Raw genomic sequence first — 22690 nt, 5'->3', positions numbered from 1 at the left:
GCGTCGGGTCGCGCCTCTTTTGTCCGTCCCGACGGTACTGGACGTGTGGAATCACTGGAGACGGAGCTCGAACGGGCGCGTGCGCTCTCAGCGTCGGCGCTGGCCGACGCCATCGAGCGCATCGGGTTCGAGTGTACGCGCTGTGGGGCCTGCTGCAAGGCCGGCGAGACGAGCTGTGGCGACGGCGGAGACGAGGACGCAGACGACGCGGAGCCACACACTGCGACGGTGTTCCCCGACGAGATTCGACAGCTGCAGGCCGCCGGCGACTACGACTTCCGCGACGTCGCGCGGCCGATGCCCTACGGCCTGACGGAGGGTCCGGACGGTCCGGAAGGGGAGACGTTCGAGTGGGCCCTCCAGACCGACGACTGTGGGGACTGTACCTTCTACGCGGAGGACGACGCGGGCGTCGGGGCGTGTACGGTCCACGAGGACCGGCCCCTCATCTGTCAGACCTACCCGTTCAGCGTGGCGCTCGGGGGCACCAGTCAGCCGCTGGGCGAGGTCGTCGACAGCGTCCCGCTGGACGGTGGCACCGACGGGAGCGGCGCCGGGACAGCGGCGGTCCAGGCACACGAGTGTGAAGGGCTGGGTCGGGACATCGACAGAGAACACGCCGAGGAGCTGGCGAGCGCGCTCAAGGAGCGAGCGGTGCGGGAACTGGAGGAGGCCATCGGGGTCCGCGACAACTACGAACCGACGACCTCCGACGGTGCGGTGGTCGTCCACGACTCCGAAGGTGCGAAGCGACCCGACGGGACCGAATACGACCGCTGAGGTGGCCTCCCCGTCGCTCGCGGACCAGTCCCCGAGATAGAGAGCGAGAGAGCGCGCCTAGACGCCTTCGTCGAGGATTTCGCCGACCGCGAAGTTCGATTTCACTTCCGTGACCTCGATTTTGACCCGCTCGCCGATGTCGGCGCCGGGGACGATGATGACGTAGCCGCGCTCGACGCGGGCGATACCGTCGCCCTGCTTGCCGATGTCCTCGATTTCGACGTAGCGCGTCTCGCCCGGTTCGACCGGAGGCTGGGGCTGGTCCGGCGGCGTCTCCACCTCGGTTTCCTCGTCGCCGACCTCGGCCCGCTCGTCGGTGGCGATGAGTGCGACGCGGTACGTGCCGCTGGCTTCGATAGCGCCAGTCTCGATTTCGCGGCGCGGTACCTCGACGACGTAGCGGTCACCCTCGTCGGTGACGTCAGCACTGAACAGACACAGGAGTTGCTCCGAGATTTCCATACGTGATAGACCTCTGTTCGCCGTAAGTGTGCGCACTGTAAAAGAACTGCCGGCACTCGACAGTAGTGTGTTTCCCACCTGTACCAACGCAGGGTGAAAACCGCCCCGGCCCGACCGTCCGGTGTACCGATTCGGGGAAAAACCGCAAGACAGAGCGGCGTTAACCGTTCGTACCAAACTCGCTAAAGGGTACTCCTGTGTAGTGTGCAGTGTACAATGAGCGCGACAGCACAGGCCGCCGACACGCGACTCTCCGAGAAACAGCGTCGAATCCTCGAGTACCTGCAGTCGCACGCCGGCGAGCAGACGTACTTCAAGTCACGGCTCATCGGCGAGGAACTCGGTCTGTCGGCCAAGGAGGTGGGGACGAACATGTCCGCCATCGCCGAGGGCGAGTACGGCCTCGACGTCGAGAAGTGGGGCTACTCCTCCTCGACGACGTGGATGGTCGAAGCCTGAAACGGGAGCGGACCAGTCTGCGCTCCCGACTGCGCACGGAATTTCTGCACCGCTAACGCCAGGTTTCGATATTGACCACCGCTGCGACCGTCCCTCGTCACGGCCCGTCGACTACGGGTCCCACCTGATGAGCGACCCTGCATCGCTCGCGAGCGCCGCAGCGTCGTCGCCGAAGGAGTCGGCGTACCGGATCAGAAGCATGAGTACCGTCTCCGGGTTCGCGACGGCGTAACCGTCGTCCCGCGAGAGGAGGCCTGCGGCCTCGAGTTCGCCGGCGTAGTTGCTGATCGTCGGCCGGGAGACGCCCAGTTCGCTCGCGAGTTCGGAGGCCGTCGCGTCCGGGTCGCGGAGCATCGTAACGAGCATCCCGCGGGGCGTCTCGCGCCGGAGGTAGCCCAGCGTCACCTGTTCGGCCTCGGAGAACTGCCCGGCCGGGAAGTACCGCCGGTAGTCGCCGTCCTTCCGCGAGGCGACGACGCCGTCGTTCTCCAGGCGGTGGAGGTGGTGCTGGGCCTCGCCGGTCCCGAGTTTGAGGTCGTCGCGGAGTTTCGAGAAGTGCGTACCGGGGTGGGCGGAGACGTAGCCGGCGATGGCGTCGGGCGCGTCGCTGTCGCTCCCGCTGTCGCCGAACCTGGCGAACGGACTCGCCGCGCCGAGGGCCGCGAACCGGCGAAGCGTCGCTCGCTTGTCCTCGTCTACCTCACCCTCCCGGGCCATCTACTCTAATTACGAACCGTCAGCATATAAATACGTTCGGTCCAGTTAGTTACCAGCGTCCGACCCTTCGTCACCCTGGTCTATCTGGGCGTCCATCTCCTCGATGACCTCGTCGGCGTCGTCGACGCCAGCGTCCTGACCGCGTTTGATCTTCTGTGCCTCTTGCTCCATCGCCTCGACATCGACCTCGGCTTGCTGGTCGATCTGGCCGAGGATCTCCTCGATGTCGTCGAGACCGAGCATCTCGCGGGCCTCCTCGTCGAAGTCCAGGCCCTCGAGGACGTGTCCGTTCTGTTTGACGTCGGACCCCGAGAGGTGCTTGCCGTAGCGGCCGACCAGCGACGTGAGCTCCTGTGGGAGGATGAACGTCGTCGACTCGCCCTGGCCGATCTCCGAGAGCGTCTCCATCCCCTTGTCGATGATGGCACGCTCGCCCATCGATTCGGCAGATTTCGCACGGAGGACCGTCGAGATGGCGTCACCCTGGGCTTCGAGAATCTGGCTCTGCTTCTCACCCTGTGCGCGGATGATGTTGGACTGCTTGTCACCCTGGGCCGTCTCGACGGCGGAGCGGCGTTCACCCTGCGCCTCGAGAATCATGGCACGGCGACGGCGTTCGGCGGACGTCTGTTGCTCCATCGCCTGCTGGACTTCCTTCGAAGGGTTGACCTCGCGGACCTCGACGGACTCGACCCGGACACCCCACTCGTCGGTGGGTTCGTCGAGTTCCTTGCGGATGCGGGCGTTGATCTCCTGGCGCTTGTTGAGCGTGTCGTCGAGTTCCATGTCACCCAGGACGGCACGGAGGGTGGTCTGGGCGAGGTTGGAGACGGCGCGCTCGTAGTTGTCGACCTCGAGGAACGCCTTCTTGGGGTCCATCACCTTGATGTAGACGACGGCGTCGGCGGTGACCGGCGAGTTGTCGCGCGTGATGGCTTCCTGTCGCGGGACGTCGAGCGTCTGGGTCCGCATGTCGAAGCGGGTGACGTCCGAGACGAAGGGGTATATGAAGTGAATCCCCTGGTCGAGGATACCGCGGTACGTCCCGAGGACGGTGTACGCGCCCTTCTGATACGGGCGGATGATGACGACGCTGGAGTACACCAGCGCGATGACCATGACGAGGAGGACGACGGTGACAAAGCCGAGGACTCCTCCTACGAGCGATTGCAACGGCACTAACGCGGGGAACATTACGACTTAGACTCGGACTCGCCGAAAGAAAAACCTTGGGTACCCGTGACAGGAATAACCGAATCGCAACCGAGTCAAGCGGTCTCGGACTCGAACTCCGAGTCCGCCTCGTCGGACTGCGTGCGGTCGCGCTCCAGCGCCCGGTCGATGTCGTCGGTCCCCTCGACCGACTCGACTTCGAGGACGTTCCCGCCGCCGGGGTCGACGACCATCACCTCGGTCCCGACCTCGATGACGCCGTCGACGCTCCGGGCCTGGTAGTAGGGGTTGAAGCCGCCGTCCTCCAGTTTGACCTCGCCGTCCGTCTTCGTGACCCGTTCGGTGACGGTCCCGAACTGGCCCCGCAGGGAGCTCGACGAGAGCGTCACCCCGCGCTCGCCGCCGGCGAAATCCAGCTTGCGATAGCCCCACAGCGTCGCCCCCGTCGCGAGCAAGACGACGGCAGCGAGGATGAGCGGGGCGAAGATACCCAGTCCCGCGGGGATGAACAGCCCGACCAGTCCGGCGGTCAGCAGCGCGACGCCGAGCACGAAGAAGTGCGTCCCCGGTGCGAACGCTTCGGCGACGATGAGCCCGGAGCCAGCCAGAAACAGCAGCAGGGAGAGCGAGAGACTGAACAGTGATTCTGCCTGCAGGGGGGCGAGGGGTGCGACGGCCAGCGGGTCGACCATACCTACTGTAGTGTCGGCACAGGATTAAGTGTCCGGGTTGCTCCCGACGAAAAAGCCGTAGAGCAGCGCAGTGCCGGCGACCACGCCGACCGTCAGGGCCCCCAGCGTCTCGGGCGTGTACATCGACGCGCCGACGAACATCCGCCCGACGGCGAGGGCGGCCGCGTAGACGCCCAGCGCGACGAAGACGACGTTCTCGAGCCGCGGCGTCCCCGGCGTGACGTCCAGGTCCGGGGCGAACGACCCGGCGACGGCGCCGTCCTCGTCGTCCGCTGCCTCCTGAATCATCTCCTCCGGGATGCCGTCGGCGAGGTCGTCGGCGTCGAGCGCGCCGACAGCGTGTTCGTTGCCACCGTCGGCCGCCTCGGGCTCGCGAGCGGACCGCTGGTCCTCGCGCTGGCCGCCGTCGTGGTCCTCGTCGGGTTGTCGCCACCCGCCGTCGTCTGCCATACGACAGGGTACGTGGTGCGGCTACAAAAGGCCTCGTGACCCTACCGGACGCGCGTCCCCAGCGGCGCGTCCTCGTGGGTGGTCAGCAGGTCGGCCTCCTCGCCGGCCGCCAGCACCATCCCGTCGGACTCGACGCCGAACAGTTCGGCCTTCTCCATGTTCGCGAGCAGGATGACCCGCGTCCCCGGGAGGTCCTCGTGGTCGTGGAGCTGGCGGAGACCGGCGACGACCTGACGCACCTCGTGACCGATGTCGACCTCCAGTTTGAGGAGCTTGTCCGCGCCCTCGACTGGTTCGGCAGTGACGATCTCGCCGACGCGCATGTCGACGCCCTCGAAGTCGTCGAAGCTGATTCGCTCCTCGACGAGCGGCTGGAGGTCCGCGGGTGCGTCCGAAGCGTCTTCGTCGACTTCCTCGTCGTCTTCGCTGGCTTCTGCGACTCGCGTCTCCAGTTCCTCGTTCAGGGCCTCGATGTGGTCGTCCTCGACCTTCGCGAACAGTTCCTCGGGTTCGCCGAACGCCGCCGGCGGCGCCTCGAGCGCGGTCTCGAGGGGGACGTCGGCGACGGAGCCCTCCTCTTCGAGCTGGCCCCAGAGCCGTTCGGCCTTCCCCGGCAGGACCGGTTGCATGACGACGGCGACGGCCTTCGTCAGCTGGACGCAGTCGCGGATGACCTGTGCGGCGCGGTCCGGCTCCTCGCCGACGAGGTTCCAGGGCTCGTTGCGCTGGATGTACTCGTTGCCGTAGTTCGAGAGGTCGATAGCAACCTCCGCGAGCGAGCGGACGTCGTAGTCCCCGACGGCCTGCTCGAACTCGTCTACGGCTTGCTCGATGCGCTCTCGCACGTCGTCGCTGACGTCGGCCTCGGGCGTCCCGTCGTAGTTGCGCTCGGCAAAGAGCAGCGAGCGGTAGATGAAGTTCCCGACGTTGCCGACGAGTTCGCCGTTGACCCGCTCCTGGAAGCGGTCCCAGGAGAAGTCGACGTCGGATTCGAGCCCGGCGCCGGTCGTGATGTAGTACCGGAACAGGTCGGGGTGGAAACCGGCGTCGAGATACTCGTCGGCCCAGACGGCGCGGTTGCGCGACGTCGAGAGGGCTTTGCCGTCGATGCCGACGAAGCCGGTGGCGAGGATGGCCCGCGGCTCGTTGAACCCGGCCCCGCGCAGCATCGCCGGCCAGAAGACGGCGTGGTGCTGGATGATGTCGCGGCCGATGACGTGGACGATCTCGCCGCTGTCGTCGGTCCACTCGTCGTCCCACTCGGGGCCGTGTTGTTCCTCGCCGTCGACCAGCCAGACGTCCTCCCAGTCGTACTCGTCGGCGCCGACGCGCTCGGAGTACTGCTTGGTCGAGGAGACGTACTCGATGGGGGCGTCGACCCAGACGTACAGCACCAGGTCCTCGCCGTCGCCGTCTTCACTCGGATAGTCGATACCCCAGTCCATGTCGCGGGTGATACAGAGGTCCTGGAGCTCGCCGTCGACCCACTCGCGGGGCTGGTTCTGGGCGTTGTCGGTCCCCTCGAGGCGGTCGAGGAAGCCCTGGAGGTACGCCTGGAAGTCAGAGAGGCGGAGGAACTGGTGCTCTCGAGTGCGGTACTCCGCGGGGTTGCCCGTGATGGTGCTGACGGGGTCCTCTATCTCGCCGGGTTCGAGGTGGCGCTGACAGCCCTCGTCGCACTCGTCGCCGCGAGCGTGCTCGCCGCAGTAGGGACAGGTCCCCTCGACGAAGCGGTCCGGGAGCGGTTGGTCCTCCTCGGTGTCCCAGGCGACCTCGATCTCCTTCTCGTGGACGTGGTCGTTGTCGATCCACGACCGGACGAACCGCTGGGTCAGCTCGGTGTTCGTCTCGTCGTCGGTGTGGCCGTAGTTATCGAACTCGACGTTGAACTGCGGGAACGTCTCGGCGTAGGTCTCGTGGTAGTCGAGTGCGAACTCGGCGGGCTCGACGCCCTCTTCGGCGGCGTTGACGGCGACCGGGGTCCCGTGCATGTCCGACCCGCAGACGAAGGCGGTCTGCTGGCCGATGCGGCGCAGGGCACGCGATAAGGCGTCCCCGTCGACGTAGGTTCGGAGGTGGCCGACGTGCAGGTCGCCGTTGGCGTACGGCAGCCCGCAGGTCACCACCGCCGGTTCCTCGGTCGGGAACTCGTCGTGGCTCATACCAGGTGTGTGCCGCCCGTGGGTCAAAAGGAGGGCGGTTTCCGGGAGCGGATCAGTCGAGCAGTTCCGCGCCCCCGAAGGCCACGAACCCGGTAAGGACGAGGTCGACGTCCTCGTGAACCTCGTCCGCTCGCGGCCGACTGTCCTCGGTCGCGCCGAACAGCGGCAGGATGTCGATACGGACGTTCCATTCGCGAGGGACGCGAATCTCCGCGGCGCCGAAGATGGCCGTCGCGCTGACGTGGGCCGGCGGGTCGGCGATAGCCGCGTCCCGGAGGTCGAGTTCGACCCCGCCGAAGATAGCGGTCAGGTCCGCGTTCCGGAACGTCTGGGAGGTAACGCGGCGTTCGGCCCCACCGAAGAACGCGAAGACCGTGGTCGCGTCGCCGGTGGCGGCCCGCGCCCGGGCCCGGTACTGGCCCAGGACGAGCGAGATGCCGAAGAAGATTATCAACAGCGGCCAGAACTGCAGGACGTCGCCCGCGGCGAGGACGTCAAGCGCGACAAGTTGCCACGCGAGCGCGACGAGGACGACCAGCAGCGGGCCGACGATATTCCGGAAGCCGCTCGAAATCAGGGCGTAGAGCCCCAGAACGATGAACACCGACGGGACGAATCGGAAGATACTGCCGACGTCGAACAATCCCGTCGAGCGGGCGAGCAGTGCGAGTCCGATGAGGACGACGATGCCCCCGAGGAGGGTCTGAGCGGTGAGTCGCCGCGATGCCATACCGGAGAGTACTCAATTAGATTACATAAAGGTGCGCCGGGAACAGAACGGCCCGCCCCTTACAGCAACGCCAGCGTCCCGCTGGCGAGCCCGATGGTCACGAGCAGGCGGCCAGCGCTCCCCACGAACGTCGCGGCGCCGAACTTGAGGTAGTCCTCCTCGAGGACCGTGAACGCGTAGATGGAGAGCGTGTCGGGGAAGAAGGGGACACAGAGCGCCAGCGCCAGTCCAACGTAGCCGAACTTCTTCGCGAGCTGGACCGTCTGGCGCTCGGACCACTCGATGAGGTCGAACCGCGAGTTCTTGATGCGGCGGACGAGCGGGCCGTACTCCTTGGCCTCCTGGCCGATGTGGAAGGCCACGAGGCTCCCCATCGCCTTCCCCGTGGCACTGACGAGGATTATCATCGCGAGGTTCCCGGTCGTCGACAGGCCGAGGCGGAGGGTCTCGGCCGGAACGAGGACGACCTCGCTCGGCAACGGCAGGATGAACGCGATGAGGAAGGAGTAGACCGCGATGATGGCCAGCCCCGTCGGCCCGGTCGCGGTACAGACGGCCTCTTCTAACAACGAGAGCCCGGCGCCGTGCGTGGTGCACTCGCCGAGGAACGCAAACATCGGAGCGACGGTGACAGCCAGACTCACACCACCTCTTGCAACCAGTGGGTTCTAAATGTTAGTATGTGCGCTCGGTAGTCCTCTGTAGTCCGACACGTCGTGTTCAGTACCAGTCCAGATCCGCGACCAACCACCTTTTGCTGCCTCGGGTGCGCTCCGCGCACCACTCGTTGCAAAACCTGGGGGAAAACCCGCCCTCTCGCTCCGCTCGAGGCCGTTAACCGGCTCACTTCGTTCGCCGGAGATCACACGACTCAGTACCAGTCCAGGTCCGCGACGAACGACCGCAGCATCGACCGGGTGACGTGGGGCATACAGACGACGCGCATCTCGCCGGACCCGGTCTTCGAGACGCGCCACCCGCGGTCGCGGAGTTCGTCGGTCATCGGTACCGAGAGGTCGGCCGCCACAAGCGGGAGTTCCGGGCCCACGACGTCGTGGCCGCGCGCGGTGAGCTGTTCGGCCAGCCATTCGGCGTTGGCCATCGAGCGCTCGTACTGCTCGCGGTAGCCCTCCGGCCACAGCGCCTCCATCGCAGCGACCGCCGAGGCGACGCCCGCCCCCGAGCGCGTCCCGGTCAGCGTGAGCTGGTCGGTCGACTCGAGATAGGGCGTCTCGACGGCGAGTTCGTCCAGCAGCGAGCGCGAGCGGGCCAGCAACCCGCCAGCCGGGACGACGGCCTGCCCGACCTTGTGCGGGTCGATAGTCATCGTGTCGACGTCGGCGTGGCCGAAGTGCCAGTCGTGGTCGGTAAAGGGGAGGTAGAAGCCGCCCCAGGCCGCGTCCACGTGACAGAGCGCCCCGGCGTCGGCCGCGAGGTCCGCGATAGCGGGGATGGGGTCGACGAAGCCGTACTCGGTCGACCCGGCGACGCCGACGACACAGACGGTATCCTCGTCGACCAGTCGTTTCATCGCCTCGACGTTGACGCGGTGGTCCCCGGCGGGCGCGGTACGCAGCTCGACGCCGAGCACGTCGGCCGCTTTTGTGAAGGAGAAGTGGGCGTGGACCGGCGCGACCACGTTCGGGTCGTCGGTATCGGCCCGGTTGCGGGCGAGGCGGAGCGCCTGGATGTTCGCCTCGGTGCCGCCGGAGGCGACGTAGCCGGCCGCGTCCTCGAGTCCAGCGAGTTCGCCGAGGTAGCCGACGGCCTCGGCTTCGAGGTCGGCGATGGTCTCGTAGGTCCCCGGGTCGCCGGGGTTGGTCGCGAGGAATCGCTTGGCCGCCTCGTAGGCCGCCGGGTGGGGAACGGTACACATCGAGGAGAGCACCCGGTCGAAATCCTGTGGCTCGGCCCGCTGGAGCATGCTATCGGCTGTAACGGGAGGAACTGGTTTATCGGTTTTGTTCGACCCGGACCGTTCGCTTCCCCGTCGTCACCCAGCCGTCGACCCGTCGCCACAGTGGTTTCTTAACGGTTTGCCACGAGGCGATAGACAATGCAGGCAGTCCAGTTCGACACCCACGGCGACAGAGACGTACTCACCTACGACGAGTTCCCGGACCCGGAGTGTGGCCGGAGAGAGGTGCTGATAGACGTGAAAGCAGCCTCGCTGAACCACCTCGACATCCACACCCGGCGCGGGTTGCCGGGCGTCGACCTCGAGATGCCCCACATCCCGGGGAGCGACGGCGCGGGCGTCGTCACGGAGGTCAGCGACGACGTCACGCGGTTCGAACCCGGTGACCGGGTCGCACTGCTCGCTGGTAAGAGCGGAGGTGACGACGAGTTCAGCCGCAAGGGTGACCCCACGCTGGCTCCGGACTTTCACATCATCGGCGAGCACGTCCGCGGAATCCACTCCGAGCAGGCCGTCGTCCCGGCGGCCAACCTCGCGCCGGTCCCCGAGGGCGTCGACTGGGAGACCGCCGCGGCCGCACCGCTCGTCTTCCAGACGGCCTGGCGGATGCTCCGCGACCGCGGCGGACTGCAGAGCGGCGAGTCGGTCCTCGTCCTCGGCGCCTCGGGCGGCGTCGGCCACGCCGCCGTTCAGGTGGCCGACCACGCCGGCGCGGAGGTGTTCGCGACGGCGAGCACCGACGAGAAACTCTCGTATGCCGAGGAACTCGGGGCCGACCACACCATCAACTACGCGGAGACCGACTTCGCCAGCGAGATTCGGGACCTGACCGACTACCGCGGGGTCGACATGGTCGTCGACCACATCGGTGCCGACACCTGGCGCGACTCGCTGAAGAGCCTCGTGAAAGGGGGGCGGGTCGTCACCTGCGGCGCGACGACCGGGGGCCGCCCGGAGACGGACCTCAACCGCATCTTCTGGAACCAGTTGCAGGTCATCGGGTCGACGATGGCCACCCCCGGCCAGGCCGAGGAGGCACTGGAACTCGTGTGGGACGGCACCTTCGAACCGACCCTCCGCGAGACGCTCCCGATGAGCGAGATACAGGAGGCCCATCGGCTCATCGAAGAGCGCGAGGGATTCGGAAAAGTCGTCGTCGTCCCGGACAGCGAACTCAAGGGGTTAGCGGACCGATTCCAGCAGGAGGCGCTGCTCGACGCGCTTGACCTCGTGCTGGACGTCGCGGACGGCGTCGATGTTCGCCGAGATGGACGTGACGCCCTCGTCGACGAGGAACTGGACCATCCGCGGCTTCGAGGCCGCCTGCCCGCAGATACTCGTCGAGACGTCGTACTCCCGGCAGGTGCCGATGACCTGACTCATCAGGTTGAGCACGGCGGGATGGAGCTCGTCGAAGCGGTCGGCGACGTTGTTGTTGTTCCGGTCGACCGCCAGCGTGTACTGCGTGAGGTCGTTCGTCCCGAAGGAGACGAAGTCGAGCCCCGCCTCACAGAGACCCTCGATGCTCAGCGCGCTGGCGGGCGTCTCGACCATCACACCCCAGTCGCGCTTCTCGGGGTCGATGCCGACCTCCTCCATCAGCGCCTTCGCCCGCAAGACGTCCTCGGCGTCGGTCACCAGCGGGAGCATCAGCTCGACGTTGTCGTACCCCAGGTCGTAGAGACGCTCGAACGCGCGGAGTTCGAGCGTGAACTCCTCGGGCCGGTCCAGCGAGCGGCGGATGCCACGGTAGCCCAGCATCGGGTTGTGCTCGCTGGGTTCGTCCTCGCCGCCCTGGAGCTGCCGGAACTCGTCGGAGGGCGCGTCGAGCGTCCGGACCCTTACTGGCCGGGGGTAGAACGCCTCGGCGACGCTCCGGACGCCGTCGACGATCTCGTCGATGTAGGCCCGCTCGCCGTGGTCCTCCACGTAGCGCGACGGCGTCTTGTTCGTCGAGAGAATCATGTGCTCGATGCGGAGCAGCCCGACGCCGTCGGCGCCCGTCGCGGCGGCCCGTTCGGCGGCCTCCGGGATAGAGACGTTGACCTTCACCTCGGTGCCGGTCATCGGCTTGACCGGCGAGTGGGGTTCGACGGTCGGGACGTCCTCCTCTTCGCTGTCCTCGGAGATGGACGCGCCCTGTTCGACGGTGCCCATGTCACCGTCGAGCGTGACGGTCTGGCCGTCGCGCAGTCGGTCGGTCGCGTCGTCGGCGCCGACCACCGCCGGGACGCCCAGTTCGCGGGAGACGATGGCGGCGTGACTGGTCATCCCGCCCTGGTCGGTGACGATGCCGGCCGCGCGCTTCATCGCCGGGACCATGTCGGGGGTGGTCATCTCGGTGACGATGATGTCGCCCTCCTCGACCTTGTCCAGGTTGTCGAGCTTGTCGACGATCTTGACGGTCCCCGTCACCCGGCCGGGGCTGGAGCCGAGCCCCGAGAGCCGGATGTCCTCGCTGGAGGTCTGCATCGACCCGCCGTCGGCGGCCCCCGCGGCTTCGGTCGGTTCGGCCCGGCCGGCGTCGGTCGAGGGGACCGCAGAACCCTCGTCGATGGTCGTAATCGGCCGGGACTGCAGGAGGTACACCTCGTCTTCGAAGATGGCCCACTCGACGTCCTGTGGGGTATCGTAGTGTGCCTCGACCGTCTCACCGACCTCGATGAGGCGGTGTATCTCCTCGGCCGAGAGGACGCGCTCCTCGCGCTTCTCTTCGGGGACCGAGCGCTCGATGGTCTCGCCGTCGTCGCCGCGGACGCACATCACGCGCTTGTCGGCGACAGTCACTTCCTCTATCTCGCCGCTGGCCCGGTCGACGACGTAGTTGTCGGGTGAGACAGCGCCCGAGACGACGGCCTCGCCGAGGCCCCACGCCGCCTCGAGGATGGCCTTCGGTGCGCCGGTCGACGGGTGGCTCGTGAACATCACGCCCGACTTCTCGGCGTCGACCATCTCCTGGACGACGACGGCGATGTTGACCACGTCGTGGTCGAACCCGTTCTCCTTCCGGTAGTAGATGGCGCGCTGGGTGAACAGCGAGGCCCAGCACTCCTTGACCCGCTGGAGCAGGTCGGCCCGCGAGACGTTGAGGTAGGTGTCCTGTTGCCCGGCGAACGACGCGTCCGGGAGGTCCTCCGCCGTCGCCGAGGACCGGACTGCGACGTCCGCGTCGCCCATCTCGTCGTAGGCCGCGAGCAGGTCCTCGCGGACCGACGCCGGCAGGTCCGTCCCGAGGATGAGTTCCTGTGCACGCTCGGCCGCTTCGGCCAGCGCGTGCGAGTCGTCGGTGTCGACGTCGACCGCCTCGAACAGCTCCTCGTCGATTCCAGTTGCTTCGATGAACGACCGATACGTGTCGGCGGTAACGACGAACGCCGACGGGACCGGGAGGCCCGCCGCGGTCAGTTCTCCGAGGGACGCCGCCTTGCCGCCGACCTCCTCGAGGTCGTCGGCACCGATATCATCGAGCCACAATGTAGGCATTGACTCGTCTTGGAAATCACGAACGGGAAGTATGGGTCTTCCGGTTACGGCATCCAACGCAGGGGGATTACTCTCGTTCGAAACAATCAGACCTCGATGATGTCGTCCGACGCCTCGGCCTCGGGAACCGTCAGCGTCCCGTCGAGCGTCGTCACGGCCCGCCCGCCGACCCACACCTCGTGCCCGTCGGTGTCCACCGTGACGGTGCCCGGCCGGTCGAGGAAGTGGCCCTGCTCGACGACGACCTGTTCGATGGTCTCGTCGAGCACGCCCTGCCGGCGGACGTGGGCCGCACAGGCCCCCGCCGCCGTCCCCGTGACCGGGTCCTCCGGGACGCCCGCACCGGGCGCGAACGCGCGCCCGTGGAGGGTCGACTGGCCCGAGATTGTGTCGAACGTGAACGCGTAGAGCCCCTGGGCGTCGACCTGTGCACACAGCGCCTCGATAGCGGCCATGTCTGGCTCGGCGGTACTCAGGTGCTCGAAGTAGTTGACGGGGACGAGTAGCCAGGGGAACCCCGTGTCGCCGACGGCCAGCGGGAGGTCGGCGCCGATGTCGCGCAGCGTCGCGTCGTCGACGCCCAGCGCGGCGGCCACCTCGTCGAGTGAGCAGTCGACCACCTCGACCTCGGCGTCGTCCTGTTCCATCCACACCGTCCCGTCGAGTTTGCACTCCACGTCCAGCACTCCGCGTTCCGTCTCCATCGTGGACTCGCCGGCGTCGAAGGCGCCGCGCTCGAACAGCGCCGCGTAGGCGGCGATGGTCGCGTGGCCACAGAGCTCGACCTCTCGCTCCGGCGTGAAAAAGCGGAGTCGGCGGTCCGCGTCGTCGCTCGACAGCACGAAGGCCGTCTCGCTGGCCCCCAGTTCGCCGGCGATGGCCTGCAGCTGGTCGTCGCTCAGTCCCTCGGCGTCCGGCACCACGCCGGCCGGGTTGCCCGCCATCGGCTCGTCGGCAAAGGCGTCGACGAGCAGCGCCTGTCGCGTCTCCATGCCCACTCGTTCGACCACGTCGGGGTTAGTTCTGCTGGTGGGCGACCAGGTTCGAGCCGGCCGCGAGGCCGTCACGCGCGTTCTGAAACCGTTAAGTCGACGCGCCGACCGTCTTCTGCCATGGGCGAGTTACCGGACGAGTTCTCGTGTACCATCACGAACTGGGAGTACATCTACGGCCTCTGTCGCGACGTGGCCGACGACGTCAAGGCCGCCGAGTTCGAGCCCGACGTCGTCGTCGCGCTGGCCCGCGGCGGCTGGTTCGGTGGCCGCTGCCTGTGTGACTTCCTCGGGCTCGACGACCTTGCGAGCCTGAAGATCGAACACTACGTCGGGACGGCCCAGACCGGCGAGGAGGCGGAGGTCCGCTACCCGCTGGCCGACGGTGCCGTCGCCGGCAAGGACGTGCTCATCGTCGACGACATCGCTGACACGGGCAAGTCAATCGAGACGGCCGCCGAGACGGTCCGCGAGCGCGACCCGAGCAGCGTCCGCACCGCGACCCTGCAGCTGCTGGACACCAGCGACCACGACCCGGACTTCGTCGGCGAGTACTTAGAGGAGTGGACCTGGGTCGTCTATCCGTGGAACTTCGTCGAGGACATGGGCGAACTCGTCGCCGGCGTCATGGAGAAAAGCGACGCGGCGGGCCACACCGAGGACGACGTCCGCCAGCTGCTCAGAGAGTACCACGACGTCGGACACACGGAACTGGAAATCGCACAGCCGGACCGCCTCGGCGAGGTCCTGGCCGAGATGGAGCGCCGCGGCGTCGTCGAGTCGGCCGACGGCGGTTGGCGATTGGTGCAGTAAGCACGCGCGTCACTTCGCGTTGGAGCCGGGCGTCTTCCGCCACGTACAGCGGCGACCTGTCTCCGTCGGCCCGTGGTTTCTTGCGGCCGCCACTCGTTGTCCGGCTATGGTCAGAACTGCCGTCGTCGCCGGTGTCGGCCCCGGACTCGGTGCCTCGCTCGCCAGCCGCTTCGCAGATGAGGGGTGCCAGGTGGCACTACTCGCTCGCTCGGCGTCCTCCATCGAGGACCTGGCTTCCGACCTCGGGGACGGCGCGCTGGCCGTGCCCACGGACATCGCCGACCCCGACGCGGTCGGCGCTGCCTTCGAAACCATCCGCGAGCAGCTGGGTCCCGTCGACGTCCTGGTGAACAACGCCAGCGGCGGCGCGTGGAAGGGGAGTCCGTGACATCGGCCACGAGGAGTTCTCGAACGCCATCGCCGTCGGCGTCGAGGGCGGCCTCTACTGCGCACAGGAAGCTGTCGAGGACATGCTGGCAGGCGACGGCGGGACCGTCATCTTCACCGGCGCGACGTCGGCCCTCCGGGGCCGTGACGGCGCGATCGGCTTCAGCGCCGCGAAGTTCGCCGGCCGCGGCATGGCCGAGTCGATGGCCCGGGAGCTCGGGCCGGAGGGGGATTCACGTCGCCCACGTCGTCGTCGACGGGCAGATACGCCCGACCGACGCCGACGACCGCACGCGGGCCGACGAGACGTATCTCGACCCCGACGCCATCGCCGAGTCGTACTGGCACCTGGTCGAACAGGACCGCTCGGCGTGGACGCTCGAACTCGACCTCAGGCCCCACGTCGAGGCGTTCTGAATCAGTCGGCCGGGTCCTCGACCAGCCGGTCCTCGTGGATTTCGATCCACTCACGCAGCGGGGCCCGGATGCCGTCGACGGTGACCGTGACGCGACCGTTGAGCCCCCACTTCGCCTTCGGCGAGTCCTGGCCGAACCGGAGCGGCACGGTCACCTCGAGGTCCTCCACCTCGAGTTCGAACGACTCGTCTCTGTCGACCGTCTCGTCGAGGAGTCGCTCGATTGCCAGTCGGACCTCCTCGGCGTTCGGTTCCGGTGGGGGCGCTATCTCGCTCATAGGCGACCCTACGACGGCCACGTACCTCCTTGTTTCCCCTGCACAAACGGGCAGGAATGTATCGAACGACGCACATCCGGGGACTACCCCGCCCTGTTCACGAGGAAGACGCCCAGGACGAGCAGTGCACCGCCGCCGACCACGCTGGGGCCGGCGCTCTCGCCGAGGAGGGCCGCTCCGAGCACGATGCCGACGACCGGTTGTGCGAAGAAGTACACCGCGACCGTACTGGCGTCCGCGTACTCCATCCCCTTGTACCAGCAGTACCACGCCGCCGCGGTGCTCAGGAGGCCGAGGTACAGCACGGCACCGACGACCGGGAGCGTCATCGAGACGGACGCGAGGGCGTCCGGGCGCAGGTATAGCTCGACCGGAACCAGCGCCCCGAACAGCGGGACCGACAGGACGGTCGCGTACGTGGCTGTCTCGAGCGCCGAGTACCGTTCGATGAGCGGTTTCGCGAACACGGAGAACGCGGCGAAACTGAACGCCGAGAACAACAGGAGGGCGGCGCCGAGCCCGTTCCCGCCCGTCAGCGCACGGACGTCGTACTGGCCGAGGAGCACGACGAGCGTGCCGACCGACGCGAGACCGATACCGGCCACTTTCCCGCCCGTGAGGCGCTCGCCGAGCGCGCTCACCCCGAGCGCGACCATGAACACGGGCGTCAGGATAGTGAGCAACGACCCCTGGCTCGCGTTCGTCAGGTCGGTGCCGACGAACTGCGTCGAGAGCGCCGCCGTGAGCCAGACCGCGAGCGCGGCGAAGCGCCGCCACTCCCGACGGGCGAACGACCGGTTCGGCGTCGTCAGTCGAACGACAAGGTAGAGGACGGCAGCACCGAGGACGATACGGAGGAAGGCCAGGGTGAGCGGCGGTATCTCGCTGAACCCCCACTTGCTGACGACGTACATGCCGCCCCACAGAATCGCGGCGAGGAGCGGCGCGGTGGCGAGGAGACGCTCACGGTCCATCGACCGACCGTGTGTGCTCGGAGACCCTGACGGTGCTGGTTTGTATCCGCCCTCGAATCGAGGCGTCGCCGGGAGCGACAGCATGGCCCCGGACGTCGCCGCTCAGACCAGCACCAGGGGGATTGGCACGAAACAGAGCGCACCGAGCACGAGCGTCAGGAAGCCGACGGCCTTCCGCTTGGCCCCGAGCGGCGTCTCGTCGATGGGCGCCACCGTCCCGGTCTGGCTGAACACCAGCGTCAGGACGCCCCAGAACGCCCAGAGGGCCGCAGCGCGGCCGCCCTCGAAGACGTAGAGGTAGCCAGCCAGCCCGAACAGGGCGACGGGGACGGCACGCTGGACGAGTCGCATCCGGTCGCCGACGAGCGCCCGGGAGACGTGTGCGCCGTCGAGCTGGCCGACCGGGAGGAGGTTCAGGAAGGTGACGAAGGCGCCGACCCAGCCGCCGATGACGACCGGGTTCGGCAGGAGCGCGGGGTCCGCGTAGGTGAGCTGCTCGCCCATGAGCGCCGCGACGCCCTGGAGCAGGAGCGGGTAGCCCAGCTCGACGCGGGCGGCGATACCGCCCGTCACCTCGACCGGCGGGAGCGTGACGCCGATGGCCGTGACGACGACCGTCGCCGCCAGTCCGGCCAGGGGGCCGGCGACGCCGATGTCGAACAGCGCCCGCCGGGACGGCATGTTGTCGCGCATGCGGATGACCGCCCCGAGCGTCCCCAGCAGGTTCGGGATAGGGATGAAGTAGGGGAGACTCGCCTGCACCTCGTGGTGGCGCGACAGCGCGTAGTGGCCGAACTCGTGGACGGCGAGCACGCCGAGGACGGAGGCCGCGAAGGGCCAGGCGGCCAGGAGCGCCATCGGGTCCGCAGTGACGGAGGACCCGTACCACCGGGACCCAGCGAACAGCGTCGAGAGCAGCGTCACGAGCGCCAGCGTGACGTTGACCCACGGTATCCCGTCGACGCCGAGCGAGCGTTCCGTCGCGACCAGGACGTACTCGCCGGTCTCGCGGCGCAGCGTGACGCGGTAGCCCTGCTTCCGGAACCACGGCGCGACCCGCTGGACGACCTGGTCGGTCTCGGCCAGCGGTTCCCCGTAGTAGCGGACGCCGTCGGTCGGCGTCGTGTCGACCTCGTAGACGACGAAGGTGTCGGCCAACGTCTCTGGGTCGGGGAGCCCAGTCGGCGACGACTGCTCTGCCATTACGCCGTGTTAGGACTCGAAGCGTTTAGGCCTGTTTCCACTGTGATACGGAATCGCACGCCTCGGTCAGTCCGCGACGGCCTCGCCCGAGCCCGTCGCCGCGCTGGGGTCCTGTATCCAGAGGTCGCCGAAGAGGTCGTCCTGTTCGAGCCGGACGCGGCCGCGGTGGGCCAGAAAGAGCAGCCCGAGGAACGTCTCGACGCGCGACCCGCCGGCGGTCTCTATCTCCCGGTACAGCACCTCGGTCCGACCCTTGTCGTACTGTTCGCGGACGGCCGCGAACACGTCGTCGATGATGTCGTCGATCTGTTCGGCGTGGGCGGTGCCGGTGACGTCGGCGGCCGACGGTTCGTCCTCGAGGCGCATGTCGTCGGCCCCACGGTAGTCGAGTTCCTGGGTCCCCCGGGCGAAGCCCTTCGGGGACCCCGAGGTGTCGTACTCCCGTGACTCCTTCCACCAGGAATCGCGCTCGGCGTCACGCAGGTCACGGACGAGCTCGTCAAGCGTCTGGGGCATCCCGCGAGCGCGGCGGCGTTCGAGGCGGCGGTCCATCTCGGATTCGAGTGCCGAGAACGGGTCCGGCTCGTCGAGGGGGGCGTCCTCGGACATCGCCTGCTCCCACGGCTCGAGCGGCTCCGGTTCGTCCTCGTCCGCGCCGAGCATCGCGTCGCTCTTCATCCGGATCAGCACCGACGCGTAGAACAGCGCCCGGCCGCCGGTCCGGAGGTCGCCCTCGTCGATGCGTTCCAAGAACTTGTCGGTGACTCGGACGACGTCGATGTCCCACGGGTCTATCTCGCCGTCGTCGGCCAGCTGGACGAGCACTTCGACCGGTTCGACGTCGTCATCCCCTCCGTCATCGGCGGCAGGTTCGGCGTGCCCGTTCGTGGTCGGGTCCACGTCGTCGCCGTCGTCAGCGCCGAACAGCTCGTCGGTGCTCTCATCGGACTCACCGGGGCGCTCCCGCGAATCGTGTCCGGTGATATCCAGCGGTATGTCGTCACTCATGGGTCAATCGTCCGCTGGCACCTCCTCTTCGTCCGGTCCGTCGCCGGAGAGGTCGATGCCGGTCACGGCGCTCACGTTGTCGCCTTGCATCATCACGCCGATGGCCCGCTCGGACCGTTCGAGCAGCGCAGAGCGGTGCGAGACGACGACGAACTGGGCGTCGCTGGCGAGTTCGTCGACCAGTTCGCCGACGAGGTCGGCGTTCTTCGCGTCGAGGAAGGCGTCCACCTCGTCGAGCGCGTAGAACGGTGCCGGGTTGTGGCGCTGGATGGCGAAGATGAACGCCAGGGCGGTCAGTGACTTCTCGCCGCCGGACATCGCCGCGAGGCGCTGGATGGGCTTGTCGCCCGGCTGGGCCTTCATCGTCAGGCCGCCCTCGAAGGGGTCCGCCTCGTCTTCGAGGTGGAGGTGGCCCGTGCCGTTCGAGAGCCGCTCGAAGATGTCCTCGAACTGCTCGTTGATGGCGTCGAACGACTCCATGAACGTCTCCTTCTTGCGGGCCTCGTAGGTCTCGATGCGCTCGCGGATACCGTCGGCCTCCTCGACCAGCGTCTCTTTCTTGTCCTCTAAATCCGCGAGGTCGTCGGCGACCCGGTCGTACTCCTCGATTGCCCGCATGTTGACCGGTTCCAGCGCCTCCATCTCCCCGGCGAGGCGCTCGATTTCGGCCTCGACGGTGTCGTGGTCGGGGACGTCTTCTGGGTCGTAGTCGCCGACCTGCGCCTCGAGTTCGTCTATCCCCCACTCCAGGCGGTCCTCGGTCTCGCGCTCGTCCCCGAGGTCGCGTTCGACCTCCGAGACGGCGGCCTGTTGCTCGTCGCGGGCCGCCTTGGCCGCCTGGAGGTCGTCGCGCAGGTCCTCGCGTTCGGCTTTGAGGTCGGCCAGTTCCTCTTCCAGGTCCGCGACCTCGGCCTCCTTCTCGTCCTTCTCGGCCTGTTTCTCCTCGACCTTCGATTCGAGGTCGACGATGCGCTCCTCGTGTTCGGCCTTGCGGTTCTGAGCGGCCTCGATGTCGTCGTGGAGGTCCTCGATGGCGTCCTCGGCGTACTGCTTCTCGAGTTGCAGTTCGTTGAGTTCGGCGTCGCGGTCGTCCAGCCGGTCTTCGAGTTCGTCGATGTCGTTCCGGATTGCCTCGCGCTCGTCTGTCAGCGCGGGGAGTTCGGAGTCGGCGACCTCGGCTTCCAGGTCGTCGATGTCGGCTTCGAGCGCGGCTATCTCCTCCTTTTTGGCTTCGATGTCGGCCTCCAGCTCGTCCATCTCGTCGGCGACGGCCTCACGCTGGCTCGAGATTTCCGCCAGGTCGGCCTCGAACTGCTCGATGCGGTCGCGGGTCTCCGATATCTCGGCCTCGGCCTTCTCGATGCTGTTCTGGATGTCCCGGACCTGTTCTGTGGCGTCGGTCTCGCGGTCGCGGGCGTCGTCGAGGCGCTCCTCGACGTCCCGGAGGTCCGAGCGCACGTCTGCGCGCTCGTCCTCGAGTTCCGTGATTCGCTGTGCGACCCGTTCGAGCTGGCCCGCGCCGCCGGAGAAGGAGTATCGGGTGCCCGACGACGACCCGCCGGTCATCGCGCCGCTCTTCTCGACCAGGTCGCCCTCCAGGGTGACCATCCGGTAGTCGCCCATCAGGTCCCTCGCCGTGCTCATATCGTCGACGACGACGGTGTCGCCCAGGACGTACGAGAAGATGCCCTCGTACTCGGGATCGAAGTCCACCAGCTTGTAGGCGAAGTCGATAACGCCGTCGGCACTGGGCAGCGACGGGAGCCCGCGAGGCTGCATCTGCGTGATGGGGAGGAAGGTCGCCCGGCCGGCGTTTCGCGATTTCAGGTACTCGATGCAGGACTGGCCGACGCCGTCGTCGTCGACGACGACGTGAGCGAGTCGCCCGCCGGCGGCCGTCTCACAGGCGGTGGCGTACTCGGGGTCGACCCCGCCCAGCTGGCCGACGGTGCCGTGGACGCCTTCTCGGTCGGCGTTCAGGATAGCCGTGACCGCGCGGCCGTACGAGGAGTCGCCGTCCTGGCCGGCCTTGGCCTCGAGTTCGGCGTACTCCTGCTGTTTCGCGCTGATCTCGTCTTCGAGGTCGTCGAGGTCGGACTGCAGTTCGCGTTTCTCCGCGCGCAGATCGTCGACCACCTCGCCGATGGTCGCCTTGTTCTTCTCGGCTTTCTCCAGTTCCGTCTCGAGGTCCGCGATCTCGGCCTCGAGGTCCGGAATCTCCGCCTCCAGGTCCTCGATGGCGGCCCGCTTCTCGTCCTCCTCGTTCGAGCGCCGGCGGGCCTCGTCGAGCAGCCGGTCCTGCTCGCGCTGGAGGTCGTTGCGCTCGCTCTTGAGCGTCTCCAGGCGGTCGCGCTTCTCCTCCAGCTCGTCCTTGACCTCCTCGAACTCCTCGCCGACCGAATCGATACGCGACTGGACGTCCGCGAGCTCACTCTCCTTCTCGGCGATGTCGGCCTTGACGTTGGACTTCGCGACCTTCGTCTCCCGGATGTCGCTCTCCAGGTCGTCGACGGTCTCCTGTTTGCGGTCGATCTTCACGAACGCCTGTCGTCGCTCGTTCTCGGCGTCCTCCACGGCCGACTCGGCGTTCGCTATCTTGTCTTCGAGCCGCGAGATATCTCCCTTTATCTCCTCTATCTCGCGCTTGATGGCGAGCTGTTCGTCCTCGCCCTTACGTTCGATCTCGTTGTTGAGCTCGTGGAGTTCGTCCTCCAGGCGGATGACCTTCCCCTGGCGCTCGTCGAGTTCGGTCTGGAGGTCGGCGAGTTCGGCCTCCAGCTCGGAGATGGCGTCGGTGACCGCTTCGAGTTCCGCGCGCTTGTCCTCGAGCTCGGCGGCCTTCCGGTAGCCCTCGTACTCCTCTTTCTCCTCGCGGAGCGACTGGTACTCCAGGGCGGTCTCGCGCTCGTCTTCGAGCTGGTCGAGGCGGTCCTGTTTCTCCTCGATGCGCAGTTCGGCCTCGTCGATGCGGTCCTGAACCACCTCGAGTTCCTCGAAGGCGTCGGCCTTCTTCTGATCGAACTGCGCCACGCCGGCGATCTCGTCGATTATCTCCCGACGGGACCCGGCGGTCATGTTGATAATCTCGGTGACGTCGCCCTGCATGACGACGTTGTACCCCTCGGGCGTGACCCCGGCCTGCGAGAGCAGGTCCTGGATGTCCCCGAGGTTGACCGAGCGACCGTTGATGTAGTAGTAAGAGTAGTAGTTGTCCTCGGTCTCCTTGACCCGGCGTTTGATGGCGATCTCGTCGACGTCGCCGATGTCCTCGGTGCCGGCGGCGTTGACGACCTGCGAGCGCTCCAGCGTCCGGTCGTCGTTCGCGAGGATGACCTCGACGCTGGCCTGTCGTTCGCCGCTGTACTCGGCGTCCTCGTCGGCGTGCCCGGGATTGTAGATGAGGTCGGTCAGCTTCTCGGCGCGGATACCCGACGTCCGGGCCAGTCCGAGCGCGAAGAGGACGGCGTCGATGATGTTTGACTTGCCCGAGCCGTTCGGGCCGCTGATGGTGGTGAAATCCTCGTAGAAGGGGATTCGAGTCTTACGACCGAAGCTCTTGAAGTTGTCAAGGACGGGCTCTTTGATATGCATAC

Annotated in this window: 19 protein-coding genes and 2 pseudogenes; 5 read left to right on the top strand and 16 right to left on the bottom strand. The window is 67.4% G+C overall.

The window, feature by feature from the left end; all coding sequences use genetic code 11:
* Positions 1-45 precede the first annotated feature (45 nt).
* Positions 46-780 carry a YkgJ family cysteine cluster protein gene (locus tag P1L41_RS08055; protein WP_276298344.1) on the top strand — a complete coding sequence of 245 codons (735 nt, stop codon included), beginning with the start codon at positions 46-48 and terminating at the stop codon, positions 778-780.
* A gap of 57 nt (positions 781-837) precedes the next feature.
* Here the strand turns inward: P1L41_RS08055 and P1L41_RS08050 are convergent, their stop codons facing one another.
* On the bottom strand, positions 838-1242 hold the full coding sequence (locus P1L41_RS08050) for a TRAM domain-containing protein (RefSeq protein WP_276298343.1): 405 nt from the start codon (positions 1240-1242) through the stop codon (positions 838-840).
* A gap of 216 nt (positions 1243-1458) precedes the next feature.
* Between P1L41_RS08050 and P1L41_RS08045 the strand changes: the two genes are divergently transcribed.
* Positions 1459-1701, top strand: coding sequence for a DUF7123 family protein (locus tag P1L41_RS08045; RefSeq protein ID WP_276298342.1), 243 nt, complete (start codon positions 1459-1461; stop codon positions 1699-1701).
* A 111-nt stretch (positions 1702-1812) separates the two neighbouring features.
* On the opposite strand, the gene P1L41_RS08040 is transcribed toward P1L41_RS08045, so the two are convergent.
* The 8 genes from P1L41_RS08040 to mfnA form a co-directional block, all read right to left on the bottom strand.
* Positions 1813-2418 (bottom strand): winged helix-turn-helix transcriptional regulator, encoded by a 606-nt coding sequence (locus P1L41_RS08040; protein WP_276298341.1) that lies wholly within the window; start codon positions 2416-2418, stop codon positions 1813-1815.
* Positions 2419-2463: 45 nt separating this feature from the next.
* Entirely contained in the window at positions 2464-3612 is a 1149-nt protein-coding gene (locus P1L41_RS08035; protein ID WP_276298340.1) for an SPFH domain-containing protein, read from the bottom strand.
* 74 nt (positions 3613-3686) lie between these two features.
* The gene (locus tag P1L41_RS08030) at positions 3687-4283 is read right to left on the bottom strand and encodes an NfeD family protein (RefSeq protein ID WP_276298339.1); all 597 of its coding nucleotides are present in this window, start codon (positions 4281-4283) and stop codon (positions 3687-3689) included.
* 24 nt (positions 4284-4307) lie between these two features.
* The gene (locus tag P1L41_RS08025; protein WP_276298338.1) at positions 4308-4733 is read right to left on the bottom strand and encodes a DUF7312 domain-containing protein; all 426 of its coding nucleotides are present in this window, start codon (positions 4731-4733) and stop codon (positions 4308-4310) included.
* A 41-nt stretch (positions 4734-4774) separates the two neighbouring features.
* Positions 4775-6895: a methionine--tRNA ligase gene (gene metG / locus P1L41_RS08020; RefSeq protein ID WP_276298337.1), complete on the bottom strand. Its 2121-nt coding sequence runs from the start codon at positions 6893-6895 to the stop codon at positions 4775-4777.
* A gap of 52 nt (positions 6896-6947) precedes the next feature.
* Complete coding sequence (locus P1L41_RS08015; protein ID WP_276298336.1) at positions 6948-7625, bottom strand: LiaF transmembrane domain-containing protein; 678 nt, start codon at positions 7623-7625, stop codon at positions 6948-6950.
* A gap of 59 nt (positions 7626-7684) precedes the next feature.
* Positions 7685-8242 (bottom strand): YqaA family protein, encoded by a 558-nt coding sequence (locus tag P1L41_RS08010; RefSeq protein ID WP_276298449.1) that lies wholly within the window; start codon positions 8240-8242, stop codon positions 7685-7687.
* A 254-nt stretch (positions 8243-8496) separates the two neighbouring features.
* Positions 8497-9549, bottom strand: coding sequence for a tyrosine decarboxylase MfnA (gene mfnA, locus P1L41_RS08005; protein WP_276298335.1), 1053 nt, complete (start codon positions 9547-9549; stop codon positions 8497-8499).
* A 132-nt stretch (positions 9550-9681) separates the two neighbouring features.
* Here mfnA and P1L41_RS08000 point away from each other — a divergent pair.
* Positions 9682-10719: pseudogene (locus P1L41_RS08000) on the top strand (zinc-binding dehydrogenase); the annotation flags it as partial.
* A 6-nt stretch (positions 10720-10725) separates the two neighbouring features.
* Here the strand turns inward: P1L41_RS08000 and ppsA are convergent.
* Both ppsA and P1L41_RS07990 read right to left on the bottom strand, forming a co-directional pair.
* Positions 10726-13026 carry a phosphoenolpyruvate synthase gene (ppsA, locus tag P1L41_RS07995; protein ID WP_276298334.1) on the bottom strand — a complete coding sequence of 767 codons (2301 nt, stop codon included), beginning with the start codon at positions 13024-13026 and terminating at the stop codon, positions 10726-10728.
* A gap of 86 nt (positions 13027-13112) precedes the next feature.
* A complete protein-coding gene (locus tag P1L41_RS07990) occupies positions 13113-14018 on the bottom strand; it encodes a PhzF family phenazine biosynthesis protein (protein ID WP_276298333.1) in 906 nt (301 codons plus the stop codon).
* Between the two features lie 120 nt (positions 14019-14138).
* On the opposite strand from P1L41_RS07990, the gene P1L41_RS07985 reads away from it, so the two are divergent.
* Together P1L41_RS07985 and P1L41_RS07980 are read left to right on the top strand one after the other, a co-directional pair.
* A complete protein-coding gene (locus P1L41_RS07985) occupies positions 14139-14831 on the top strand; it encodes a phosphoribosyltransferase (protein WP_276298332.1) in 693 nt (230 codons plus the stop codon).
* A gap of 106 nt (positions 14832-14937) precedes the next feature.
* Positions 14938-15635, top strand: a pseudogene (locus tag P1L41_RS07980) (SDR family NAD(P)-dependent oxidoreductase).
* Position 15636: 1 nt separating this feature from the next.
* Here the strand turns inward: P1L41_RS07980 and P1L41_RS07975 are convergent.
* From P1L41_RS07975 to smc, 5 genes are all read right to left on the bottom strand, one after another.
* A complete protein-coding gene (locus tag P1L41_RS07975) occupies positions 15637-15912 on the bottom strand; it encodes a hypothetical protein (RefSeq protein WP_276298331.1) in 276 nt (91 codons plus the stop codon).
* Between the two features lie 83 nt (positions 15913-15995).
* A complete protein-coding gene (locus P1L41_RS07970; protein ID WP_276298330.1) occupies positions 15996-16886 on the bottom strand; it encodes a DMT family transporter in 891 nt (296 codons plus the stop codon).
* Between the two features lie 102 nt (positions 16887-16988).
* Positions 16989-18089: a site-2 protease family protein gene (locus P1L41_RS07965; protein ID WP_276298329.1), complete on the bottom strand. Its 1101-nt coding sequence runs from the start codon at positions 18087-18089 to the stop codon at positions 16989-16991.
* A 66-nt stretch (positions 18090-18155) separates the two neighbouring features.
* Complete coding sequence (locus tag P1L41_RS07960) at positions 18156-19097, bottom strand: segregation and condensation protein A (RefSeq protein WP_276298328.1); 942 nt, start codon at positions 19095-19097, stop codon at positions 18156-18158.
* A 3-nt stretch (positions 19098-19100) separates the two neighbouring features.
* On the bottom strand, positions 19101-22688 hold the full coding sequence (smc, locus tag P1L41_RS07955) for a chromosome segregation protein SMC (RefSeq protein WP_276298327.1): 3588 nt from the start codon (positions 22686-22688) through the stop codon (positions 19101-19103).
* Positions 22689-22690: the final 2 nt, after the last annotated feature.

The sequence above is a fragment of the Haloarcula ordinaria genome, assembly GCF_029338275.1.
Classification (GTDB): Archaea; Halobacteriota; Halobacteria; order Halobacteriales; family Haloarculaceae; genus Haloarcula; species Haloarcula ordinaria.
Note: the sequence above shows the minus strand (reverse complement) of the source record. Positions and strands in the feature narration are given on the sequence as shown.